A 19,750-nucleotide genomic window follows, 5' to 3' on the forward strand; every position below is an offset into this window, starting at 1 on the left:
CAACATTCCGGGGCACTTTTTGACCATCGATTCATCGCCAACCGCACATGATTTTTACTGAAACCAAGCTTGCCGGGGCCTTTATTATTGATTTGGAACGCCGCTCCGACGAGCGGGGCTTCTTTGCCCGCTCGTGGTGCGAAGACGAATTTGCTGCGCACGGCATTTTCCTGCCGCCGCTACAGGCCAATCTCTCGTCGAACCCCACCCAGGGCACCCTGCGCGGCATGCACTACCAGCTGCCGCCCCACGAGGAAAGCAAGCTGGTGCGCTGCACCCGCGGGGCCCTCTACGACGTGATTATCGACCTGCGCGAGGAGTCGCCCACCTTCGGCCAATGGATTGGCGTGGAGCTGACGGGCGACAATTTCCGGCAGCTGTTCGTGCCCGGGCGCTTTGCCCACGGCTTCCTCACCCTGGCCCCCGACACCGACGTGGCCTACCAGGTATCGGCCAAGTACACGCCCGGCGCCGAGCGTGGCCTGCGCTGGAACGACCCCGCCCTCGGCATCGAGTGGCCCGCCGAGCCGCAGCTGGTGTCGGCCAAAGACCAGGCCCACCCGGACTTCAGTTATCAGTTATCAGTGAGCAGCGAACGGTAAGCCATTCGCTGATAAAGCTTTATTAACTGCCAACTGCTCACTGTTATTTATTCACTGCTAACTGCTTGAATCATGATACTTGTTGATAACGCGCTGAAGGCACGACAGACCGCCGGCCAGCCCATCCGCGTGGGCATGGTGGGGGCCGGATTTATGGGCCGCGGCGTGGCCCGGCAAATTTGCCGCTACGTGCCCGGCATGACGCTGGTCGCCATTGCCAACCGCACCATCGCGCAGGCCCGCCGCGCCTACGACGAAGCCGGCGAGCTGGGCGCTGCCGAAGTTACCTCAGTGGCCGCCCTGGAGCGTTGCATCGAGCTCGGCCAGCCGGCCGTGGCCGAAGACGCCCTGCTGCTGAGCCGCGCGGGCGGCATCGACGTCATTATTGAGGTGACCGGGGCCGTGGAGCACGGCGCGCACGTCGTGCTCGAAGCCATTCGGCACGGCAAGCACGTGGTGCTGCTCAACGCCGAGCTGGACGGCACGGTGGGCTCCATCCTAAAAGTGTACGCCGACCGCGCCGGCGTGGTCTACACCGTGAGCGACGGCGACCAGCCCGGCGTGACCCTTAACCTGGCCCGCTTCGTGATTGGGCTGGGCGTGAAGCCCGTGCTGTGCGGCAACATCAAGGGCCTGCACGACCCCTACCGCAACCCCACCACCCAGGAAGGCTTTGCCCGGCAGTGGGGCCAGAACCCGAGCATGGTGACGAGCTTCGCCGACGGCAGCAAAATCAGCTTCGAGCAGGCCGTCATCGCCAACGCCCTGGGCATGGAAGTGGCCCAGCGCGGCATGCTGGGGCCCACCGTGGCGCCGGGCACGCCCATCAGCAAAGCCGCCGAATGGTACCCGCAGGACCTGCTGCTGAGCGGCGGCCCCGGCATTGTGGACTACGTGGTGGGCGCCGAGCCCGGCCCCGGCGTGTTTGTGCTGGGCACCCACGACGACCCCGTGCAGCAGCACTACCTCAAGCTCTACAAGCTGGGGCCGGGCCCGCTCTACTGCTTCTACACGCCCTACCACCTCTGCCACTTCGAAACGCCGAACTCGGTGGCCCGCGCCGCGCTCTTCAACGATGCGGCCCTGGCGCCCCAGGGCGCGCCCTGCGTGGAGGTGATAACGGCCGCCAAAATTGACCTGCGGGCCGGCGACGTGCTCGACGGCATCGGCCACTACATGACCTACGGCCTGGCCGAAAACTACCCCCTGGCCCGCCAGCAGAACCTGCTGCCCATTGGCGTGGCCGAAGGCTGTGTGCTGCGCCACGACGTGCCCAAAGACCAGATATTGACCTACGACGACGTGGTGGTGCCCGAAGGCCGCCTCATCGACCAGTTGCGCCGCGAGCAGGAGGCCTATTTTGGCAACCCCGCACTGGCTGAGCTGGTGCCCACCAATGATGCCCCCGGCCATTCAGTACTAACCGAGTAACGCCCCTTACTTTTTCCGGAACGGTGCTCTAAAACTGCATTCCACTTTTTACCAACCATGGCAAATACTTTGCTTACCGCGCCCACCGGCCAGGGGGTGTACGACCTGCCCGTGACGCTGCCCGGCCCCGCCGGTTTCCCGCTCGCCACCGCCCACACCGCTACCCCGGCGGGGGCCTGCCGGTTTTGTGGCACGCCCCTGCACATCACCTTTGTCGACCTGGGGCCTTCGCCCCTGTGCCAGGACCACGTGCGGCCCGAAAACTTCAACCGGGCCGAAGCCTTCTATGACCTGCACGCCTACGTGTGCAAGTCGTGCCTGCTGGTGCAGGTGAAGGACCTGGTGTCGCCAAGTGATGTATTCCCGAGCGACTACGCGTATTTTTCTTCCTACTCGCCGTCGTGGCTGCGGCACGCCCAGAAATACACCCGCATGGCCATCGAGCGGTTCGGCCTCGGTACCGAGCAATTGGTGGTGGAAGTGGCCAGCAACGACGGCTACCTGCTCCAGTATTTTGTGGAGCAAGGCATTCCGGTGCTGGGCATTGAGCCGGCCGAGAACGTGGCCGACTGCGCCCGCCAGAAGGGCATCAACACGCTCAGCAAGTTCTTTGGCCAGGAAACGGCCCGCGAAGTGGCCAGCAGCTGCGGGCAGGCCGACCTGCTGATTGGCAACAACGTGCTGGCCCATGTGCCCGACATCAACGACTTTGTGGCCGGACTGAGCCTCATGCTCAAGCCCGACGGTGTGCTCACGATGGAGTTTCCGCACCTGCTGCAGCTGGTGGCCGGCAACCAGTTCGACACCATCTACCACGAGCATTTCAGCTACCTGTCGTTCTGGACGGTGGAGCGCATTTTTGCCCATCACGGCCTTGTGCTGTTCGATGTGGAGGAGCTGCCCACCCACGGCGGCTCGCTGCGCATCTACGCCCGCCACGCCAGCAGCACCGCCCCGGCCCTGGCCGTAACCAGTGCCGTGCCCGCCCTGCGGGAGCGCGAAATAGCGGCCGGCGTGTGCGACATGGACTTTTACGCCGCCTTCGCTGCCAGTGCCAAGGAAACCAAGCGCAAGCTGCTCGAATTCCTGATTGATGCCAAGCGGGCCGGCAAAACGGTGGTGGGCTACGGGGCGCCCGGCAAGGGCAATACCCTGCTCAACTACTGCGGCATCCGCACCGATTTTGTGGACTACACCGTCGATTTGAACCCCCACAAGCAGGGCAATTTCCTGCCCGGCACCCGCCTGCCCATCTACCACCCCGACCGCATTCTGGAAACCCAGCCCGACTACCTGCTGATTCTGCCCTGGAACCTGCGCGAGGAAATCATGGAGCAAATGGCCGTTATCCGCAGCTGGGGCGGGCAGTTCGTGGTGCCCATTCCGGAAGTGCGGGTGTACTCGTAAAATCAGGTTTTGAGCCGGCGCTAAAAGCCAAAAACCGCCGTTAAAATGCGCCTTACGGCCAGCCCTCACCATTTTCCTTACTTTCTGCAAGTATTCATACCATGAAGCCTACCATATTTCGCGGCGGGCGCCGAAGCACGACTTTTCTGCCTTTGCCCTTGCCACAAGCCGCGTGCTGAGGCTGGGCCTGCCAGCGCAGGACCTGCGTGTGCTGTGCCTGGGCGCCCACTGCGACGACATTGAGATTGGGGCCGGCGGCACGCTGCTGCGCCTGCTGGCGGCCGGCCAGGTGAGCGCCGTGCGCTGGGTAGTATTTGCCGCCACCGACGAACGGGCCCGCGAGGCCGAAGCCTGCGCGGCGCAGTTTCTGGCCGGGGCCACGGCCACCGAAGTAACCGTGCACCGCTACCGCGACGGGCTGCTGGCGCAGGCCACGGAAGCCATTAAAGCCGATTTTGAGGCCCTGAAAGGCTTTGCGCCCGGCCTCGTGCTCACCCACTACCGCCACGACCAGCACCAGGACCACCGCCTGGTGTCGGACCTCACCTGGAACACGTTTCGCAACCACCTGATTTGGGAATACGAAATCCCGAAGTTCGACGGCGACCTGGGCAATCCGGCGTGTTTCGTGGCTTTGTCGGAAGCGGAGCTGGGGCGCAAGGTGGAGCTGCTGCTGGCCGGCTTCCCCAGCCAGGCCGGCAAGCATTGGTTCGATGCCGAAACGTTCCGGGCGCTGCCCCGGCTGCGCGGCATTCAGGCCGGGGGCGACAGCCGCTACGCGGAAGCCTTTTACGTGCGAAAAATAACACTGTAATGAATTACATAAATTTTAGCACTTAGCGAATTTTGTTCGTACTTTTCGGCTATGCCTGCGCTCTCCGCCAATTCTGCTTCTGTTGCCCTCTCCGGATTTGTTGATGCCCCTGTGGGCCAGGGCAAAGCGCTGCATGAGCTGGTGCGGCGGCTGTTTCCCATTTGCCGCAGCATCACCGGCGACGGGGTGCGTCAGACGCTGGCCATTCTGGGCGAATACTTGCCGGGCCTGCAAGTGCACGAGGTGCCCACCGGCACGCCCGCCCTCGACTGGACGGTGCCCCGCGAGTGGAACGTGCGCGATGCCTGGGTGAAAAACCAGCGCGGCGAGCGGGTCATCGACTTCCAGGCCCACAACCTGCACCTGATGAGCTACAGCGTGCCGGTGCACGGCTGGTTTACGCGGACCGAGCTGGACGAGCACCTGCACTCGCTGCCCGCCCAGCCCGGGCTCATCCCCTACCGCACCTCCTACTACGCCGATGCCTGGGGCTTCTGCCTGCCCCACACCCAGCGCCTGGCCCTCACCGACGACATTTACGAAGTGTGCATCGACAGCACGCTGGCCCCCGGCGCTCTCACCTACGGCGAGCTGCTGCTGCCGGGCGCAAGCGCCGACGAAGTCCTGATTTCCAGCCATATATGCCATCCTTCGCTGGCCAATGACAACCTCTCGGGCCTGGCGGTGGCTGCTTTTCTGGCGCAGCATCTGGCCCAGGCGCCGCGCCAATACAGCTACCGCTTCGTGTTTGTGCCCGGCACCATTGGCTCGATAACCTGGCTGAGCCGCAACTTCGACGCCGTGGGGCGGGTGCGGCACGGGCTGGTGCTCACGCTGCTGGGCGAAGCGGGGCAGTTTACCTACAAGCAGTCGCGCCGCGGCACGGCGGTTATCGACCGGGCCGCGGCGCTGGTGCTGAACCGGGCCGGCATGCCGCACGCGGTGCGCGCGTTTTCGCCCTACGGCTACGACGAGCGCCAGTACTGCTCGCCGGGCTTCGACCTGCCGGTGGGCTGCCTGTCGCGCACGCCGTTTGGCGAATTTCCGGAGTATCACACCTCGGCCGATAACCTGGATTTTGTGCGACCCGCCACGCTCCAGGCCTCGCTGCATCTGGTGCAGGAGCTGCTGGCCGTGCTCGACGCCAACCGCCGCTACCGCAACCGCAGCCCGTATGGCGAGCCCCAGCTGGGCCGCCGCGGCCTCTACAAAAACGTGGGCGGCGGCCTCGACGGCGCCGCCTGGCAAATGGCCCTGCTCTGGGTTCTCAACCTTTCCGACGGCCACCACAGCCTGCTCGACATTGCCGAGCGGGCCGAACTGCCTTTTGCCCAGGTGCACCAAGCCGCCACGGCCCTGGCCGCCACCGATTTATTGGAATTGCTACCAGACTAGCCGTTGCCTACACCAGCTTAATCGATAATTATGCGGACACTACTTACCAATCTATCAGCCCCGGATACTGCCCTGCAATCGCTGTTCAAGTCCGCGGGCGACATCCCCCCCCCCACAGCAGTGCCTGCCCGGCACGGCGCATCCGGTAGTATCGCCGGCCGAAGGCGTGACGCAGGCCCCCGCCGTGCGGCTCATCACCAACCCCACATATACCCCCGAAATCCGGGCGCAGGCCCAGGCCATCGCGCTGGCCGTGGGGTTGGCCGTTGGTATGGCGGTGGACCTCATCGGAGAGTATCTGATTCTGTAGGCTGGCGCGCTGCGCTGCTGCTTTCTTCCGCCATTTTGATTTCCAACCTGCTATGAATGACACCGCTGTTTTTGCGCCACCGATACCCCTAATGGCCCCGCCGCTGCCCCGATTTACGCCTACCAGCTTTGCGGGCTCGCAGGCGTTGCAGGCCCGGTTTCACGCCGCCATTCCGGGCGGCGCGCACACTTATGCGAAGGGCGACGACCAGTTTCCCGAATTCATGGCGCCCTACCTCTCGCACGGCGACGGCTGCCACGTCTGGGATGTGGACGGCAATGAGTTCATCGAATACGGCATGGGGCTGCGGGCCGTGACACTGGGCCACGCCTACGCCCCGGTGATGGCCGCCGCCCAGCGGCAGCTGGCCCTGGGCACTAACCTGGGCCGCCCCACCATGCTGGAGCTGGAAACCGCCGAGGAATTCCTCGAATTTACCCAGGCTGGCGACATGGTGAAATTCGCCAAAAACGGCTCCGACGCCACCACGGCCGCCGTGAAGCTGGCCCGCGCCTACACCGGCCGCCCATTGGCCGCCATCTGCCAGGACCACCCGTTTTTCTCCGTCGACGACTGGTTCATCGGCGGCACGCCCATGGCCGCCGGCATTCCGGCCGAAGTGCAGGCCCTCACCGTGGGCTTTCGCTACAACGATTTGGCCAGCGTGGAGGCCCTTTTCGCCGCGCATCCCGGCCAGGTAGCCTGCCTGCTGCTCGAACCGGAGAAAGACGTGCCACCCGCGCCGGGCTTTCTGGAAGGCCTGCGCCGCATCTGCGACCGCGAGGGCACCGTGCTCATTTTCGACGAAATAATTACCGGATTCCGCTGGGACAACCACGGCGCGCAGGGCCGCTACGGTGTGCGCCCCGACCTCAGCGCCTGGGGCAAAGCCCTGGCCAACGGCCTGGCCCTGGCCGCCCTCTGCGGCCGGCGCGAGCTGATGGAACGGGGCGGCCTGCAACATCCGCACGAGCGGGTATTCCTGCTCTCGACCACCTACGGGGCCGAAACGCACGCCCTGGCCGCCGCCCGCGCCGTGATGGACACCTACACCATTGAGCCCGTGGTGGCCCACCTGCACACCCAGGGCGAGCGCCTGCGCCAGGGCCTGGAACAAGCCGCCCGCGACCAGGGCGTGGCCGATTATTTCCGGCCCGTGGGCCCCGGCTGCTGCCTGGCTTATGGCACCCGTGACACCAGCGGGCAGCCCTCGCAGGCCTTCCGGACGCTGTTTTTGCAGGAAACCCTGCGCCGGGGACTGCTGCTGCCGTCGTTCGTTATCAGCTATGCGCACACCGCCGCCGTGGTCGACCAAACGGTGGAGCGGGTGCACGAGGCGCTGGGCGTGTACCGCCGGGCCCTCGAAGAAGGCGTTGAGCACTACCTGCTGGGCCGGCCGGTGAAGCCCGTTTTCCGCACCCATAACTAAGTTAAAAGTTGAGAGACAAAAGCAAAAATCAGGTATTTATTTTTTAATTTTTAACTCTCAACTTTTAACTCTTTTTTCCTCACTGGGCCATGCTTTTCAACAGCTTTGAGTTTCTCGTTCTGGTTGCCGTGACGTGGGGGCTGTACTACCTGCCGGTAATACGGCGCTGGCAGGTGGAGCTGCTGATTGCCAGCAGCCTGGTGTTCTACTCCTGGACTAACCCCAAGCTGCTGCTGCTCTTCATCTTATCGGCCGCCGTGAACGTGAGCACGAGCTACGGCGTGGTGCACGGCCCGCCGGCCCGCCGCCGCTTCTACGCCACGCTGGGCGTGGTGGTGAACCTGCTGATACTGGCCTTTTTCAAGTACAGCCCGCTGCTGGGCCGCTCGCTGTTTCACGAAACCAGCAGCATTGGGCAGTTTTTGATGCAGGTGCCGCTGCCCATCGGCATCTCCTTCTACACGTTTGAGGGCATTTCCCTGCTCGTGGATGCCTACAAAGGCCGCGACGAGCACGCCGCTCGCGAGCTGGTGCCCAAAAACTGGGGCGCGCACCTGCGCAACACCACGTTTTTCGTGGCCTTCTTTCCGCACCTCATCGCCGGGCCCATTCTGAAAGCCCACCAGTTCATCCCCCAAATCGTGGCCAAGCAGCTGGCCGACGTGGACTGGGCCGCCGCGATGCGCAACATCGTGCTGGGTTACTTCCTGAAAATGGTGATTGCCGATAATCTGAAGGAACAAACCTTCTGGATTGCCTCGCCCTACTTCGAAACCCAGAGCACGGCCATGCTGCTCACCATGCTGTTTGGCTATTCGATGCAGATTTTCGCCGATTTCGCGGGCTATTCGCTCATTGCCATCGGCGTGGCGCGGCTGTTTGGCTACAACCTGCCCGACAACTTCAACTTCCCCTACATCAGCCAGTCGGTGACGGAGTTCTGGCGGCGCTGGCACATTTCGCTGTCGTCGTTTCTGCGCGAATACCTCTACGTGCCACTGGGCGGCAACCGCAAAAGCAACCTGCGCACCTACCTCAACCTGATGATTGTCATGTTCCTGGGCGGCCTCTGGCACGGCGCGGCCTGGAGCTACGCCGTGTGGGGCTCCTTCCACGGGCTGGCGCTGGCCGTGGAGCGGCTGGCCAAACCGCACCTGCCCGAAGCCCGCAACGCCTGGGCCAAGGCCGGCATCACCCTCCTGACTTTCAGCTTTGTGTCGATGGCGTGGCTGCTGTTTAAGCTGCCCGATTTTAGCCAGGCGGTGAGCTACGTGCAGCACATTTTCACCAACACCAGCGTCGCAACCAACGGGCTGGGCTACCTCACCATGCTCTGCATCGCGGTGTATTCGCTGCCGGTGCTGCTGTACCACGCCTGGTACCTGGCCCGGGAAGCGGGCTGGGAGCTGCAGGTGCGGCGCTACGATTTTGTGGGCTACGGCCTCATGATGTTTCTCATTGTGACGAACGCGGGCCCGGCCGGCGACTTCATCTACTTCCAATTTTAAGTTGTTAGTTGCTCGTTGTTAGCATACAGACAACACCTTGGCTGACAACTGACAACGAGCAACTAACAACCAATAACTAACAACCTTAAGCCCGACGCGCCATGAAACTACTCGTTCGCTCCTTGTTTGCGACCTTGGTTTTCCTGGGGGTTTACTACGTGTGGCTGCGGGTGCTGCCGGGGGCCGTGGCGGTGCCGCAGGGCATCAACCAGGACAACGTCATCAAGATGCAGGAGTATCTCTATCGCACGGCCGGCCACTGCCCCACGGTCATTCTGGGCTCGTCGCTGTCGGCCAAGCTGCGGCCCCAGGCCCTGCCGCCCGACGTGTGCAACCTGGCCCTGCGCGGCCAAAGCGTGTTCGAAGGCTTTGAGCTGATGCGCCGCGCCGGCCAAACCCCGCGCCTCATCCTCCTGGAAATGAACGTACTGGACCGCGCCCCCAGCACCGGCACCATCGAAAACCTGTTCAGCCCCACGCTGCACCCGCTGCGGCGCTGGTACCCCGGCCTGCAAGCCCGCCACCAGCCCCTCAACGAAGCCCTGGCCGGTGGCCTGGCCATCCTCGACCGGCTGCGACCGGCCGCCGCCCAGCGCATCGAGCAAAAGCTGGGCGTGGGCGGCCCCGCCCCCGGCGATGCCCTGCCCACCGACGACGCCAACTACCAGCCCCCGAGCCCCGCCGTGGTGGCCGCCGCCCGCGCCGATTACGAGCAGCTCCCGGCGCAGCCCGCGTTCGGGCGCAACCTGGCCCTGCTGCACCGCTACGTGCGCTATTTCACAGCCCGGGGCTCCCGGGTGGTCTTTTTTGAGATGCCCATCGATGCCAACGCCTGCCAGGGCGCCAAAATGCGCTACATCCGGCAGCAGCTGGCCGCCGACTACCCCGCCGGGCAGCCCACCTACCTGCCCCGCCCCGACTGCGGCGCCTACCGCACCACCGACGGCATGCACCTCACCGACCCCAGCGCCTGGCGCTACTCGACGGTGCTTGCCCAAGAGCTGGGTGCGCTGCGCAACGACCAGGCCGTGGCCCGCACGGCCTCGTTGCAGCTGCACTAGCCTCGTTGGCTCCACGCTCAGGCTGGCATTCCCTCACCATAAGTCATCTACCTGGCTTGCAAACTCTTCATTTGCTACTCAGGCCATGGATATTGTCACGAGTCTTTGCGTGGACGATGAGCAGCACCCGGCCTCCCGCTACGCCCAGCTATTGGATGTAAAGGCCGACCAGCGACGCCGCATTTACTGGCAGTGCGCTGTAGTTTTCTTTGCCACTTCCCTGCGCTGCAACCCCACGAACCGGCACCTTTTTTACACCAACGACGCCGGCCCCGCAGTCTGGCACGAGGTCGATTACCGGGCTTTTTTGCAGGGGCTGGGCGTCGAAATCCGGGTGCTGCCTTTCACTGATTTCCAGCCGCCGGCCGGTTTCTCAACCGACTTCCGCAACGCCTTTTACAAGCTGGAAGTGCTGCAAGCCCTGGCGAGGGCCGAGGCCGGCGACAGCAGTGTGCTGCTCGACTCGGATTGCGTTTGGACCCGCCCGGCCCCGGCCCTGCACCCGCAGATAGCTGCCGGGCCCGGCCTGCTGCTACTCAACGTACTGATTGAAACCACCCCCGATACTAAAATCGAAGGCTTGAGCCGCCGCGACATGGGCGAGCTGTACCAGGAAATTTACCCGGACTACCCACCTGCCGTGCCCACGTTTTTTGGAGGTGAAATTGTGGGCGGCCGCCGCACCGAGCTGGCCCGGTTGGTGGCCGAATTGCGCGCTACCTGGCAGCACTTGCTGCGCGCTTACCCCACGGCTCCGCCCCGCTTCTGCACCCAGGAAAGCATTTATGACAACGACGAGTACGTGATGAATCTGGTGCTGAACTACCACCCGCGCCCCTGGATAGACGCCAGCCCGCACATCCGGCGCATCTGGACCTCGCACCGCTTCACCAATGTGCAGCCGACCGATGCGCAGCTGCCCATCTGGCACTTGCCCAGCGAAAAGCTGCAGGGCCTGCCCACACTTTGCCGGCGGGCGCTGGCCCCCCATTCGCAGTTTTGGCAAGTGCCCCTGACAGGCTTTGGGGCCTATTTGGGCAAATATCTGGGCGTTACGGCACCCACTTGGGCACCTCAGCGCCTGCTGGCCCTGGCCAATAAGCTGCCGCGTGTTCTGGTATTGGCCAAGCGTTTATTGGCCCATTAGCCCCTATCCCGGCCAGCCATCAAGCGTTGGGAGTGACAATGACTGAGCCGCACGGCCGCCTTGTCGGTTTGGAGTCCCTTCGCCCAGCAAGCCCAAAGCGCCCAGCCGGGTGATGATGCTGAATGCTGCGCGCACGGGCAGCCACCGCAACGGCAGTGCTAACTCCCGCAGAGCCGGTAGCTGCAATAGCTTAAATACTTGCCGGGCCGCCTCAAAATCACCCCGGCGCAGTGAACGATAGGTGCCCGCCAGCACGAACTGATGAAAGAATCGGGCTTGCGCTTGGCGTAACACCTTGGCAGGTAACATGCCCTGCGCCCGGACCTTGGCAAAAATGCGCAGCAGCAGCCCTATGTTGTGTTCGTTGAACATCCCCGCCGTGAGGGCCCCCTCGTGCAAAGTATAGGCCGCCACGCAGGTGGGCACCAGCAGCACCCCCCAGCGGCTGAAGATGCGCGCCCACAAATCGGTGTCTTCCGTCGATTCCTGCGCCAGGTCGGGTGGGTTGGCCACGTAAACGGCCCGGCTGGCCACCAGCGCCGGGATGCGTATCCACGACGAATCGGTGAGCACCCGTTTCAGGGCCTGCCGGGGGGCCAGCCAGCGCCGCTGAGCCGGGAGTTGCCGGCCCACCCGGCGCCGGTCGACATCCACAAGGTCGACTCCGAACAGCAGCACCTCGTGGGTGCCGCGCGCCACGCGCAACTCGGCCACTAACGTGGCCAGGCCGTCAGGCTGCAGAAAGTCATCATCGTGCAAATTGTAGAGGTAGTGGCCTTTGGCCCGCCGCACGCACGCCGCAAAGTTGTCGGCGGCGGTGCTGCCGGGGGCGTTGCGGTAGTAGCGCCACTGCCCGGCCGGTTGTGCTCGCATCCCCAGGCGTGCTACCAGTCCGCACAGGTCGTTAGCGGTCGAATTGTCCGATACCAGCACCTCTACATCGGGGGGCAAGGGGCCCAGGGAACGCAGGGCCCGGGCCAGCATTTCGGGCCGGTGGTAGGTGGGCATGCAAATGCTGAGCAGCGGCTCATGCACCACTGCGGGCTTCAGATACATGCGGTGCCTGGGCGGACGCGGGTGCGGCGCCCTGGGCCGCGTGGGGCCGCCGCCATCCGGCGGGGGCGGCCAGTCTTGCGCCGCTCGTGCCTGCACCAGCCGGCGGCTTGCCAGCAGGCCGCGCCGATGCTGCCACACGTAGCGCAGGGCCCGCAGAGAAGTACGCTCAAACAGCACCAAATACAGCAGGATAAACAGCTGGCGGGGTATGGCCTGCGCCAGCATGGCCATAATCTGGTTGGCTGGAGTATTTTTCACCAGCAGCAGCCACTGGTTTTTCACGGCATCGGCCTTGATAGAACCGCCCAGCCGCCGCCGCACCGCGAGGTTGACGGGGATGAACTGGCGCGGGTGCAGGGCCCGGCAGGCCGGCTCGAACCGCGTGCGCCAGCCGTAGAGCTGGCTGCGCCAGGCCACGTCCCAGTCCTCTTTGTGGGCAAAAAAGCGCGGGTCGAAGAACGCGCCCTCCACCCGCAGGTCGTCGATGAAGCGGCGGCGCAGCAGCGGCAGGGCGCCGTCGGCCCCCATCACGTCCAGCGGCACCAACGGGCCTGCTTCGCTCACGCGCTGCCCGTGCAGGCGCAGGCCAAAGCGCCCGCCCGAGAGCTGCACCAAACCCGCGCTGTCGATGCGCGGGTCGGCTTCGGTGGACTGCACCAGCAGCCCGCACACTGTGCCAATGCGGGCGTCGGCCTGCATCGCGGCCACGGCGTGGGCCAGGTAGTCGGGGGCCATATCGATGTCGGGGTTCACCAACAGCACAAAGTCGGTGTCGGTGCGGTCGAGGGCGTAATTGTGGCCGCCGCAGAAGCCGGTGTTTTCGGGCAGAGCGTGCAGGTGCAGGCGGCTGTCGGTGGCGGCCAAGGCCGCCACGCGGGTGCGGGTGTCATCGGCCGAAGCGTTATCGACCACCCACATTTCAAAATCGGTATACGTTTGGGCGAGGGCTGAACGCACGCACGCTTCGATGGAATCGGCGCTGTTCCAGGTCACCACGGAGAGTAATATGGCGGGCATAGGCGGGGGAGTTATTTAATAATTAATATATACAATAACAAACTGGCATTCTAAGTTTTTAGTCATTCGTTGTTAGTATGCAGGCAGCAGCTCGACTAACAACGAGCAACTGACAGCCCTTTTACTGTTGAACGACTACTTAGCGTGTAGAATACGGCATTGCTAAGCCACTGCTTCGGCGGCTATTACGGGCGGAGCGGCGGTCGGCACAGCCAGCCCACTGTGGTGCAGCAGCTGGCGCAGGGCAGCCACGTCCACGGTCAGGTCTTCGAGGCGGTCGGCGTAGGCGTTGGCACCGGCCGCGGCGGGCGCACTCACCAGCGGCAGATGCATTACGTCGACGCGCGATGACACTTCCAGGAAATCGGGCACCACGAAGTGGTGCGGCAGCAGCTCGATGAGCACCGCGCCCGGCTTGCAAAAACCGATACCGGCCAGCCCCGCCCCTACCGGCGATACGATGACACGGGCCTGGGCAAACAACGCCGCTTTTTCGGCAAAGCTCAGCTCGCTCAGCTGGTAGGTTTCGAAGCCGTACGGGCGCAGCAGGTCCTGCATTTTGTCTTCGTTGGTGATGCGGCGCACGGCCGCGTCGCGGCGGTTGATGTACACCAGCGGGTTGAACGCGCGCGTGACCTGGCGGCGGGCCTCGTCGTAAGCCGTGCGCATAAACTCAAACGTCCAGCGCGGAAAGTGCCGCCCGCGCCCGCGCACCGCCGAGGGCACCACCAGCCGGTCGGCCTGCAGGTGGCGGTGAGTTTGCACGTCAATGATGCGCTCCGGGGCCACGCCCAGCAAGCCCAGGGTTTCGCGCACGAAGCCGTTGTTCCGGTCGTACACCAGGAAATAATCGATGGAATCCCACAGGCCGGCCTCCCGCACCAGGTGCAGGCGGGGCAGCGAGTCGAGCAGCCAGTGCGAGTAGTTGCCGGTGCCCGCGCCGCCGCCCGAGAGCAGGCTGCACACGGTGCCGGCCACCGGCACGGGCGGCAAAAAATATCGCTGCCGAAAAATGTTGTTGTCTTCGGGCTGAATCAGGCCCCACGCCTTTTTGGCAAACTGAAACGAGGCGTCGCCCACCAGCCGGCCGTCGGCCGCAATCACCGCTACGCTGTCGAAATTGTCGGCGTAGACGCGGCCCTGCTCCAGGGTGAGCACGAACGCGGGCACTACCTGCTCGGAGCGCTGGGGCTTGTCATAATCCACGCACAAGCCGTAAAACTCATCTGATACCTCGAGCTGCGAGACATGGGCGGGTATAACTTCCTGGTAGATGGCCCGGCTGCCCGGCTGCGTGCCCAGCTGCTGGCTACTGGGGTGCACGCCCACTGGCCGGTAGCGCAGGTTGTAGGGCACTAATTCGCGAAGCATCCGGCCGGAGCGACGCTGGATTCGTTTCAGTATGTCTTTGTCCATGTGGGTGGAAGTGATAAAAAATGGCCGCTAGTGGTTCGCATGGGCTGCGGTGGGGCTACCCCCATCAAGTACTTGCGAACCACCAGCTAATACCTCTTTTGTGGCGCCCAAATTAAATACATTATCTTTAAATTTTCAATGATTTTTTATTCATTATTCACGAATATTGAATAAAAAATCATTGTTAATATGCTTTGCAGGTTTTGTCCTACTGCCCCAAAACCCTGCCAAACAACAAAAGGCCCGTTCCTGAGCAGGAACGGGCCTTTTGTGGAAAAGCGCCGAACGGGCCGGCTATTCCTTCTTCAGTAGGCTGAGGGAGGTGCCGGCCAATGAACCGCTCACGAAGCGCACCACGTAGGGGCCGGGCTGCAGGTTCGGCACGGCCAGCGGCTGGCTCGAGGTGCCGGCCGGGTAGCTCAGCGTGCCCTGTGCCACTTTCACACCCATGGTGTTCAGCACCTGCACCTGCACTTGCTCGGCCTTCGCCACGGTGGCTTCCACTTGTACCTCCGTCTGGCCGCCCACCACTGGGTTCGGGTACAGGCTCAGCGGGCTGGTAGCGGCGCTGGTGGTCAGAGCACTGGTGGTCAAAGTGCTGGTGCTACGGCTGGTGGCCTGGCTCCAGACCTCCACACCCGAGAGGTTGACGGTGCCGCCGGTGGAGGTGAGCTGGATGCTGCCGTTGCTCACCGTCGTCACGTACGGCCCCAGCTTGGCCCAGGTGCCCGCAGCGCCCGTGCTGATGTTACTAGCCACTTTTACTCCGTTCACCGCCAGGCTGAATATTTCCGGCGCATTGTCTTCCCACACGTAGGCGTAGACCTGGTAGGTGCCGTTGGGCACGGCCGTCAGGCCGAAGTTCAGGTTGTTGCTGTACTGGCACTCGCGCAGCATGGATGCCCGGCTCGCGTCCGTGGCCGGCGTCAGCGCCTGGCCCTGGTTGCCGTACCCGCTCCCGTTCACCGCGTAGTTGCCCGTCGTGCTCGCCTCCCACGCGTTGCCGTCGATGGTCAGCGCCCCCCCGTGCAGGTTGATTGCCCGATAGAAGCGGCTGGCGGTGGGGGTACTTGGAGTGGTCGGAGTAGTCGGAGTAGTAGTGGTGGGTGCGTTCCAGATTTCAAGACCGGAGCAGTTGGCCGTGCCGCCGCTGGTGGCCACCGTCAGGCTGCCCCCGGTGGCCGTGGCCGCGTAGGGCCCGAGCCGGTCCCAGTGCCCGGCCGCCCCGCTGTTGTAGTTGGCCTGCGCCACCTGCCCGTTCACGGCCACGCTGAAGGTCTCCGCGTTGTTGTCTTCCCACACATACAGGTACACCTGGTAGGCCCCGCCGGGCACGTTGCCCACCGTCAGCTGCACCGAGTTGCCGTACACGCTCGAGCGAATCATGCCCGCCCGGCTCGCGTCCGTGGCCGGCGTCAACGTCGACCCCTGGCTGGCAAAGCCCGTGCCCCCACTCACTTGCAGGCTCGAGCCCGCCTCCCACTTATTGTTGTCGATGGTCTGAGCCGTACCGTTGAGGTTAAAGGCCCGATAGAAGGTTCCGGCCGTAGTTGAGGGAGGATTCGTGGTAACGGGAGGAACCGTGACAGTGGTCGAGCGCCAGATTTCGAGGCCGGAGCAGTTGGCCGTGCCGCCGCTGGTAGCCACCGCGATGCTGCCCCCGGTGACGGTGGCCGCGTAGGGCCCGAGCCGGTCCCAATGCCCGGCTGCGCCGCTGTTGTAGTTGCTCTGGGCCGCTTGCCCGTTCACGCTCACGCTGAAGGTTTCCGGGCTGTTGTCTTCCCACACGTACAGGTACACCAGGTACGCGCCATTGGCTACGTTGCTCACCGTCATCTGCACCTGGTTGCCGTATTTGCTGGCGCGAATCATGCTGGCGCGGGTCGCGTCCGTATTAGGCGTCAAGGTCGCGGCTTGGTTGGCGAAATTGCTGCCACCCGTCACTTGCAGGCCGGTGGCCGTGCTGCTCTCCCAGTTGTTGCCGTCCATCGTCATTGCGGGGCCATTGAGGCTAAAGGCGCGGTAGAAGGCGGCGCCGGCCGGTGCGGCGGGGGTTACCGGAGGGGTAGTGGGAACGGTTGGCGTTGTTGGGGTAGTGGGCGTAGTTGGAGTGGTGGGGGTAGTGCTGCCGGAGAGGCCGGGGGTGACGCCGTTCTGCTGAATCTTCTGCAGCCAGAGCGTCCACTCGTTCTGCTCGGTTTGCACCGTGACGGGGTTGGGCAGGTTGACGTTGCCCGTCACCACGCTGGCGTACGTCGGGTCGATGTCGAAACGGTTGGTAAAGGGCAGCGTTGGGCCCCAGCACACGTAGCCCACCGTGTTGTCGGCAATGCGGATGTTCGCCCCGAACGCCGCCGCCGGCGAGCCGTAAAAATTCGACGGGTTGATGCCGCACCAGAGCTTGTTGAGCTTGTCGCCGTTGGGCAGGTAGCCGCTGGTCACCACCCGGTTATTGTGCACGTTCACGTCGTGCCCCGAGGCAATGTTGATGCCCCCGTTGCACGTGCTCACAAACTGGTTGTTATAAATCTCCAGGAAGCCCGTGGAGGTGGCCGCCGTGGTGCCTTCGCCGTCGGTGGTCATGCCCGTGCCGTTGAAGTTGGAGCTGGTGGCCGGCATGGGGTAGGCGCCCTGCACGTAGTTGTCGTGCACCCGGGCCGGGCTGGCGCTGGTTCCGCCCGAGTCGTAGAAGTTCATATTGTCGCTCACCGTGCTCTGGTTCGGCGTATTAATAATCTGGTTCCAGGCTACCTCCACGTTGGCCACGTTGTTAATCGTGTTCATCAGAAGAAAGCACGCGGTGCCTTGCGAGGGGTTGTTGCGGAAGCTGCCGTCCAGGTTAAAGGCGCGGTTATAGCGCACCCTCACCGTTTGGCTGCTGGTGCCGTTGCCCGTCCAGCGGTCAAACACCATGCCCTGGTTGCTTTCCAGGTAGTTGTGCTCCACCACCAGGTTTTGGGCCTTGTGTGCATAGAGGAACACGCCGCGCACGGTGTTGTCGGCGGTGGGCGTCGCACCGTAGCCACTGCACTCGCGCACCGTCAGGTCGGCGTGGTCCAGGGGCGAATAAATCAGGTCGCCGGGGCCCACCAGCGTGCAGTTCTGTAGAATAACGGGCTGCGTAGTGGCAATTTGGATAACGGGCACCGAAGAATTGGTGCTACGGTAGTTGCCCGTGTAGGTGCCCCCTTGGGTGATGGTGATAGGGCCAGAATAGTTGAGGTTGGGTGCCTGGGCTTGCGCCCGGCCAGCAACCAGAAAAAGTACAACCAGGAGCGATTGTCCAAACGTGCGAAGCGCTTGAGGGAATTGACTGCGCCGCATAGACACAGTAAGCGAACTCATAATGTGATTTTGCATTCTCTAAGTGGTAAGTTAAAAAGTATTTTCCAGAAATTGTTTTTAAAATACAATTTTTCTAATTCCTCAATTAACCTGCTAACTGCATTTTATTATATTATGTTCCTTAGATAAATAAATAATAATGTCCTGACCCGGCAACTCGTTGCCGAGTTGCGTCCGCTATCTGCCTTGGCGAACCGCCAAACATGATAAATCCCGCAAAATATTATTTATTATACTATTAACCAGTTCCAAAGCAGAGCTTATCTACCACTCCCTCGGTCATCCAGTGGCTCTGCAGCGAGGCCATCTAGTCCAGATGGCCGTCCCAACCCCCTACTCACTTCTATTCTCGCTAGCCTATTCGCTATTGCGACGTTCAATTTCGTACTTCATATCTTATTAAAGTTATAAAAGTGAATACCCTCGTCTTATGCAAATGTACAATTGCTCAGTATACCTGGCAAGCTTTCTCAAAAAATAATCTTGCACTATACAGTGAAGATGTCCTTATGATGAAGCTAAAAGCAAGGCGCACATTACCGTGAGCGGCGTTTTGGGCCTAGTTACCCGCGTCGCAAAAAAATGTTATTCGAGTGGCTAACAAGCCAGAGAATGCAGCACCCGTGGAGCATTTAGTTGGGCTCGCACCCGGCTGGTTGCGGCTGCCGCCAGCAGGCCGCACCAAAATACTCCTGTGCCTGCCGGCAACCCCTCGCCCAAACGCACCGGCCGGCCCAGGGCATGCCGCCAGCTCGACGCCGGCAGCTGCCATATGCGCCGGCATGGAAGTAGCCGGCAGCATTCCGTAGAACAAAAAAAGGCCCATTCCTGGCAGGAATGGGCCTTTTGTGTTTGCGGGAAAACACCCGATGGTTTGGTTACTCTTTCTTCAGCAGGGTGAGGGTGGTACCAACCAATGAGCCGCTGGCAAAGCGCACCACGTAGGGGCCGGGCTGCAGGTTGGGCACAGCCAGCGGCTGACTGGAATTGCCGGCCGGGAAACTTAGGGTAGCTTTCGCCACGGCCCCCCCCATCGAATTCAGCACTTCTACCTGCACTTGCTCGGCCTTCGCTACGGTGGCTTCCACGTGTACTTCCGCCTGGCCGCCTACCAATGGGTTCGGATATAGGCTGGCGCTGACACCCGGGGCGCTGCTGCGGTTACCAGTTTGGCTCCAGACTTCCACACCCGAGAGGTTGACGGTGCCGCCGGTGGAGGTGAGCTGGATGGTGCCGTTGCTCACCGTTGTCACATACGGCCCCAGCTTGGCCCACGAGCCCGCAGCGCCCGTGCTCAGGTTGCTGGCCACCGCCGCCCCATTTAGGCTGAGGCTGAACGTCTCCGGGTTGTTGTCTTCCCAGATGTAGGCGTAAACCTGGTAGGTGCCGTTGGGCACGGCCGTTAGACTGAAGTTCAGGTTGTTGCTGTACTGGCAATCGCGCAGCATGGATGCCCGGCTCGCGTCCGTGGCCGGCGTCAGCGCCTGGCCCTGGTTGCCGTACCCGCTCCCGTTCACCGCGTAGTTGCCCGCCGTGCTCGCCTCCCACGCGTTGCCGTCGATGGTCAGCGCCCCCCCGTCCAGGTTGATTGCCCGGTAGAATGTACCAGTGCCAGTACCGCCCGTCGTATTGGCCGAGCGCCAGATTTCGAGGCCGGAGCAGTTGGCCGTGCCGCCGCTGGTGGCCACCGTCAGGCTGCCCCCGGTGGCCGTGGCCGCGTAGGGCCCGAGCCGGTCCCAGTGCCCGGCCGCCCCGCTGTTGTAGTTGGCCTGCGCCACCTGCCCGTTCACGGCCACGCTGAAGGTCTCCGCG

General features: G+C 63.1%; 14 protein-coding genes. 10 read left to right on the forward strand and 4 right to left on the reverse strand.

The window, feature by feature from the left end:
- Positions 1-47 precede the first annotated feature (47 nt).
- From rfbC to J4G38_RS21470, 10 genes are all read left to right on the forward strand, one after another.
- Complete coding sequence (gene rfbC / locus J4G38_RS21425; protein WP_210520956.1) at positions 48-602, forward strand: dTDP-4-dehydrorhamnose 3,5-epimerase; 555 nt, start codon at positions 48-50, stop codon at positions 600-602.
- Between the two features lie 72 nt (positions 603-674).
- Positions 675-2,033, forward strand: coding sequence for an NAD(P)H-dependent oxidoreductase (locus J4G38_RS21430; RefSeq protein WP_210520957.1), 1,359 nt, complete (start codon positions 675-677; stop codon positions 2,031-2,033).
- Between the two features lie 57 nt (positions 2,034-2,090).
- Positions 2,091-3,440 (forward strand): class I SAM-dependent methyltransferase, encoded by a 1,350-nt coding sequence (locus J4G38_RS21435; RefSeq protein WP_210520958.1) that lies wholly within the window; start codon positions 2,091-2,093, stop codon positions 3,438-3,440.
- 172 nt (positions 3,441-3,612) lie between these two features.
- Positions 3,613-4,254 carry a PIG-L deacetylase family protein gene (locus tag J4G38_RS21440; protein WP_210520959.1) on the forward strand — a complete coding sequence of 214 codons (642 nt, stop codon included), beginning with the start codon at positions 3,613-3,615 and terminating at the stop codon, positions 4,252-4,254.
- Between the two features lie 51 nt (positions 4,255-4,305).
- Positions 4,306-5,649, forward strand: a complete 1,344-nt coding sequence (locus J4G38_RS21445) for a DUF4910 domain-containing protein (RefSeq protein ID WP_210520960.1) — start codon at positions 4,306-4,308, stop codon at positions 5,647-5,649.
- 166 nt (positions 5,650-5,815) lie between these two features.
- Positions 5,816-5,959 carry a hypothetical protein gene (locus tag J4G38_RS21450; RefSeq protein ID WP_210520961.1) on the forward strand — a complete coding sequence of 48 codons (144 nt, stop codon included), beginning with the start codon at positions 5,816-5,818 and terminating at the stop codon, positions 5,957-5,959.
- A gap of 52 nt (positions 5,960-6,011) precedes the next feature.
- Positions 6,012-7,388, forward strand: a complete 1,377-nt coding sequence (locus J4G38_RS21455; protein ID WP_210520962.1) for a glutamate-1-semialdehyde 2,1-aminomutase — start codon at positions 6,012-6,014, stop codon at positions 7,386-7,388.
- Positions 7,389-7,477: 89 nt separating this feature from the next.
- On the forward strand, positions 7,478-8,896 hold the full coding sequence (locus J4G38_RS21460) for an MBOAT family O-acyltransferase (protein ID WP_210520963.1): 1,419 nt from the start codon (positions 7,478-7,480) through the stop codon (positions 8,894-8,896).
- 101 nt (positions 8,897-8,997) lie between these two features.
- Positions 8,998-9,957: a hypothetical protein gene (locus J4G38_RS21465; protein WP_210520964.1), complete on the forward strand. Its 960-nt coding sequence runs from the start codon at positions 8,998-9,000 to the stop codon at positions 9,955-9,957.
- 85 nt (positions 9,958-10,042) lie between these two features.
- Positions 10,043-11,104: a hypothetical protein gene (locus tag J4G38_RS21470; protein ID WP_210520965.1), complete on the forward strand. Its 1,062-nt coding sequence runs from the start codon at positions 10,043-10,045 to the stop codon at positions 11,102-11,104.
- A gap of 3 nt (positions 11,105-11,107) precedes the next feature.
- On the opposite strand, the gene J4G38_RS21475 is transcribed toward J4G38_RS21470, so the two are convergent.
- The 4 genes from J4G38_RS21475 to J4G38_RS21490 all read right to left on the reverse strand — a co-directional run.
- Positions 11,108-13,177 carry a glycosyltransferase family 2 protein gene (locus J4G38_RS21475; protein WP_210520966.1) on the reverse strand — a complete coding sequence of 690 codons (2,070 nt, stop codon included), beginning with the start codon at positions 13,175-13,177 and terminating at the stop codon, positions 11,108-11,110.
- Positions 13,178-13,339: 162 nt separating this feature from the next.
- Positions 13,340-14,593, reverse strand: coding sequence for a glycosyltransferase family 61 protein (locus J4G38_RS21480; protein ID WP_210520967.1), 1,254 nt, complete (start codon positions 14,591-14,593; stop codon positions 13,340-13,342).
- A gap of 294 nt (positions 14,594-14,887) precedes the next feature.
- On the reverse strand, positions 14,888-17,917 hold the full coding sequence (locus J4G38_RS21485) for a T9SS type A sorting domain-containing protein (protein ID WP_210520968.1): 3,030 nt from the start codon (positions 17,915-17,917) through the stop codon (positions 14,888-14,890).
- Positions 17,918-18,816: 899 nt separating this feature from the next.
- Positions 18,817-19,750 (reverse strand): T9SS type A sorting domain-containing protein (locus J4G38_RS21490; protein WP_226163639.1); only part of this gene is annotated, 934 nt, incomplete at its 5' end.

Origin of the sequence: Hymenobacter terricola (assembly GCF_017921975.2) — a bacterium.
GTDB classification, from domain to species: Bacteria; Bacteroidota; Bacteroidia; order Cytophagales; family Hymenobacteraceae; genus Hymenobacter; species Hymenobacter terricola.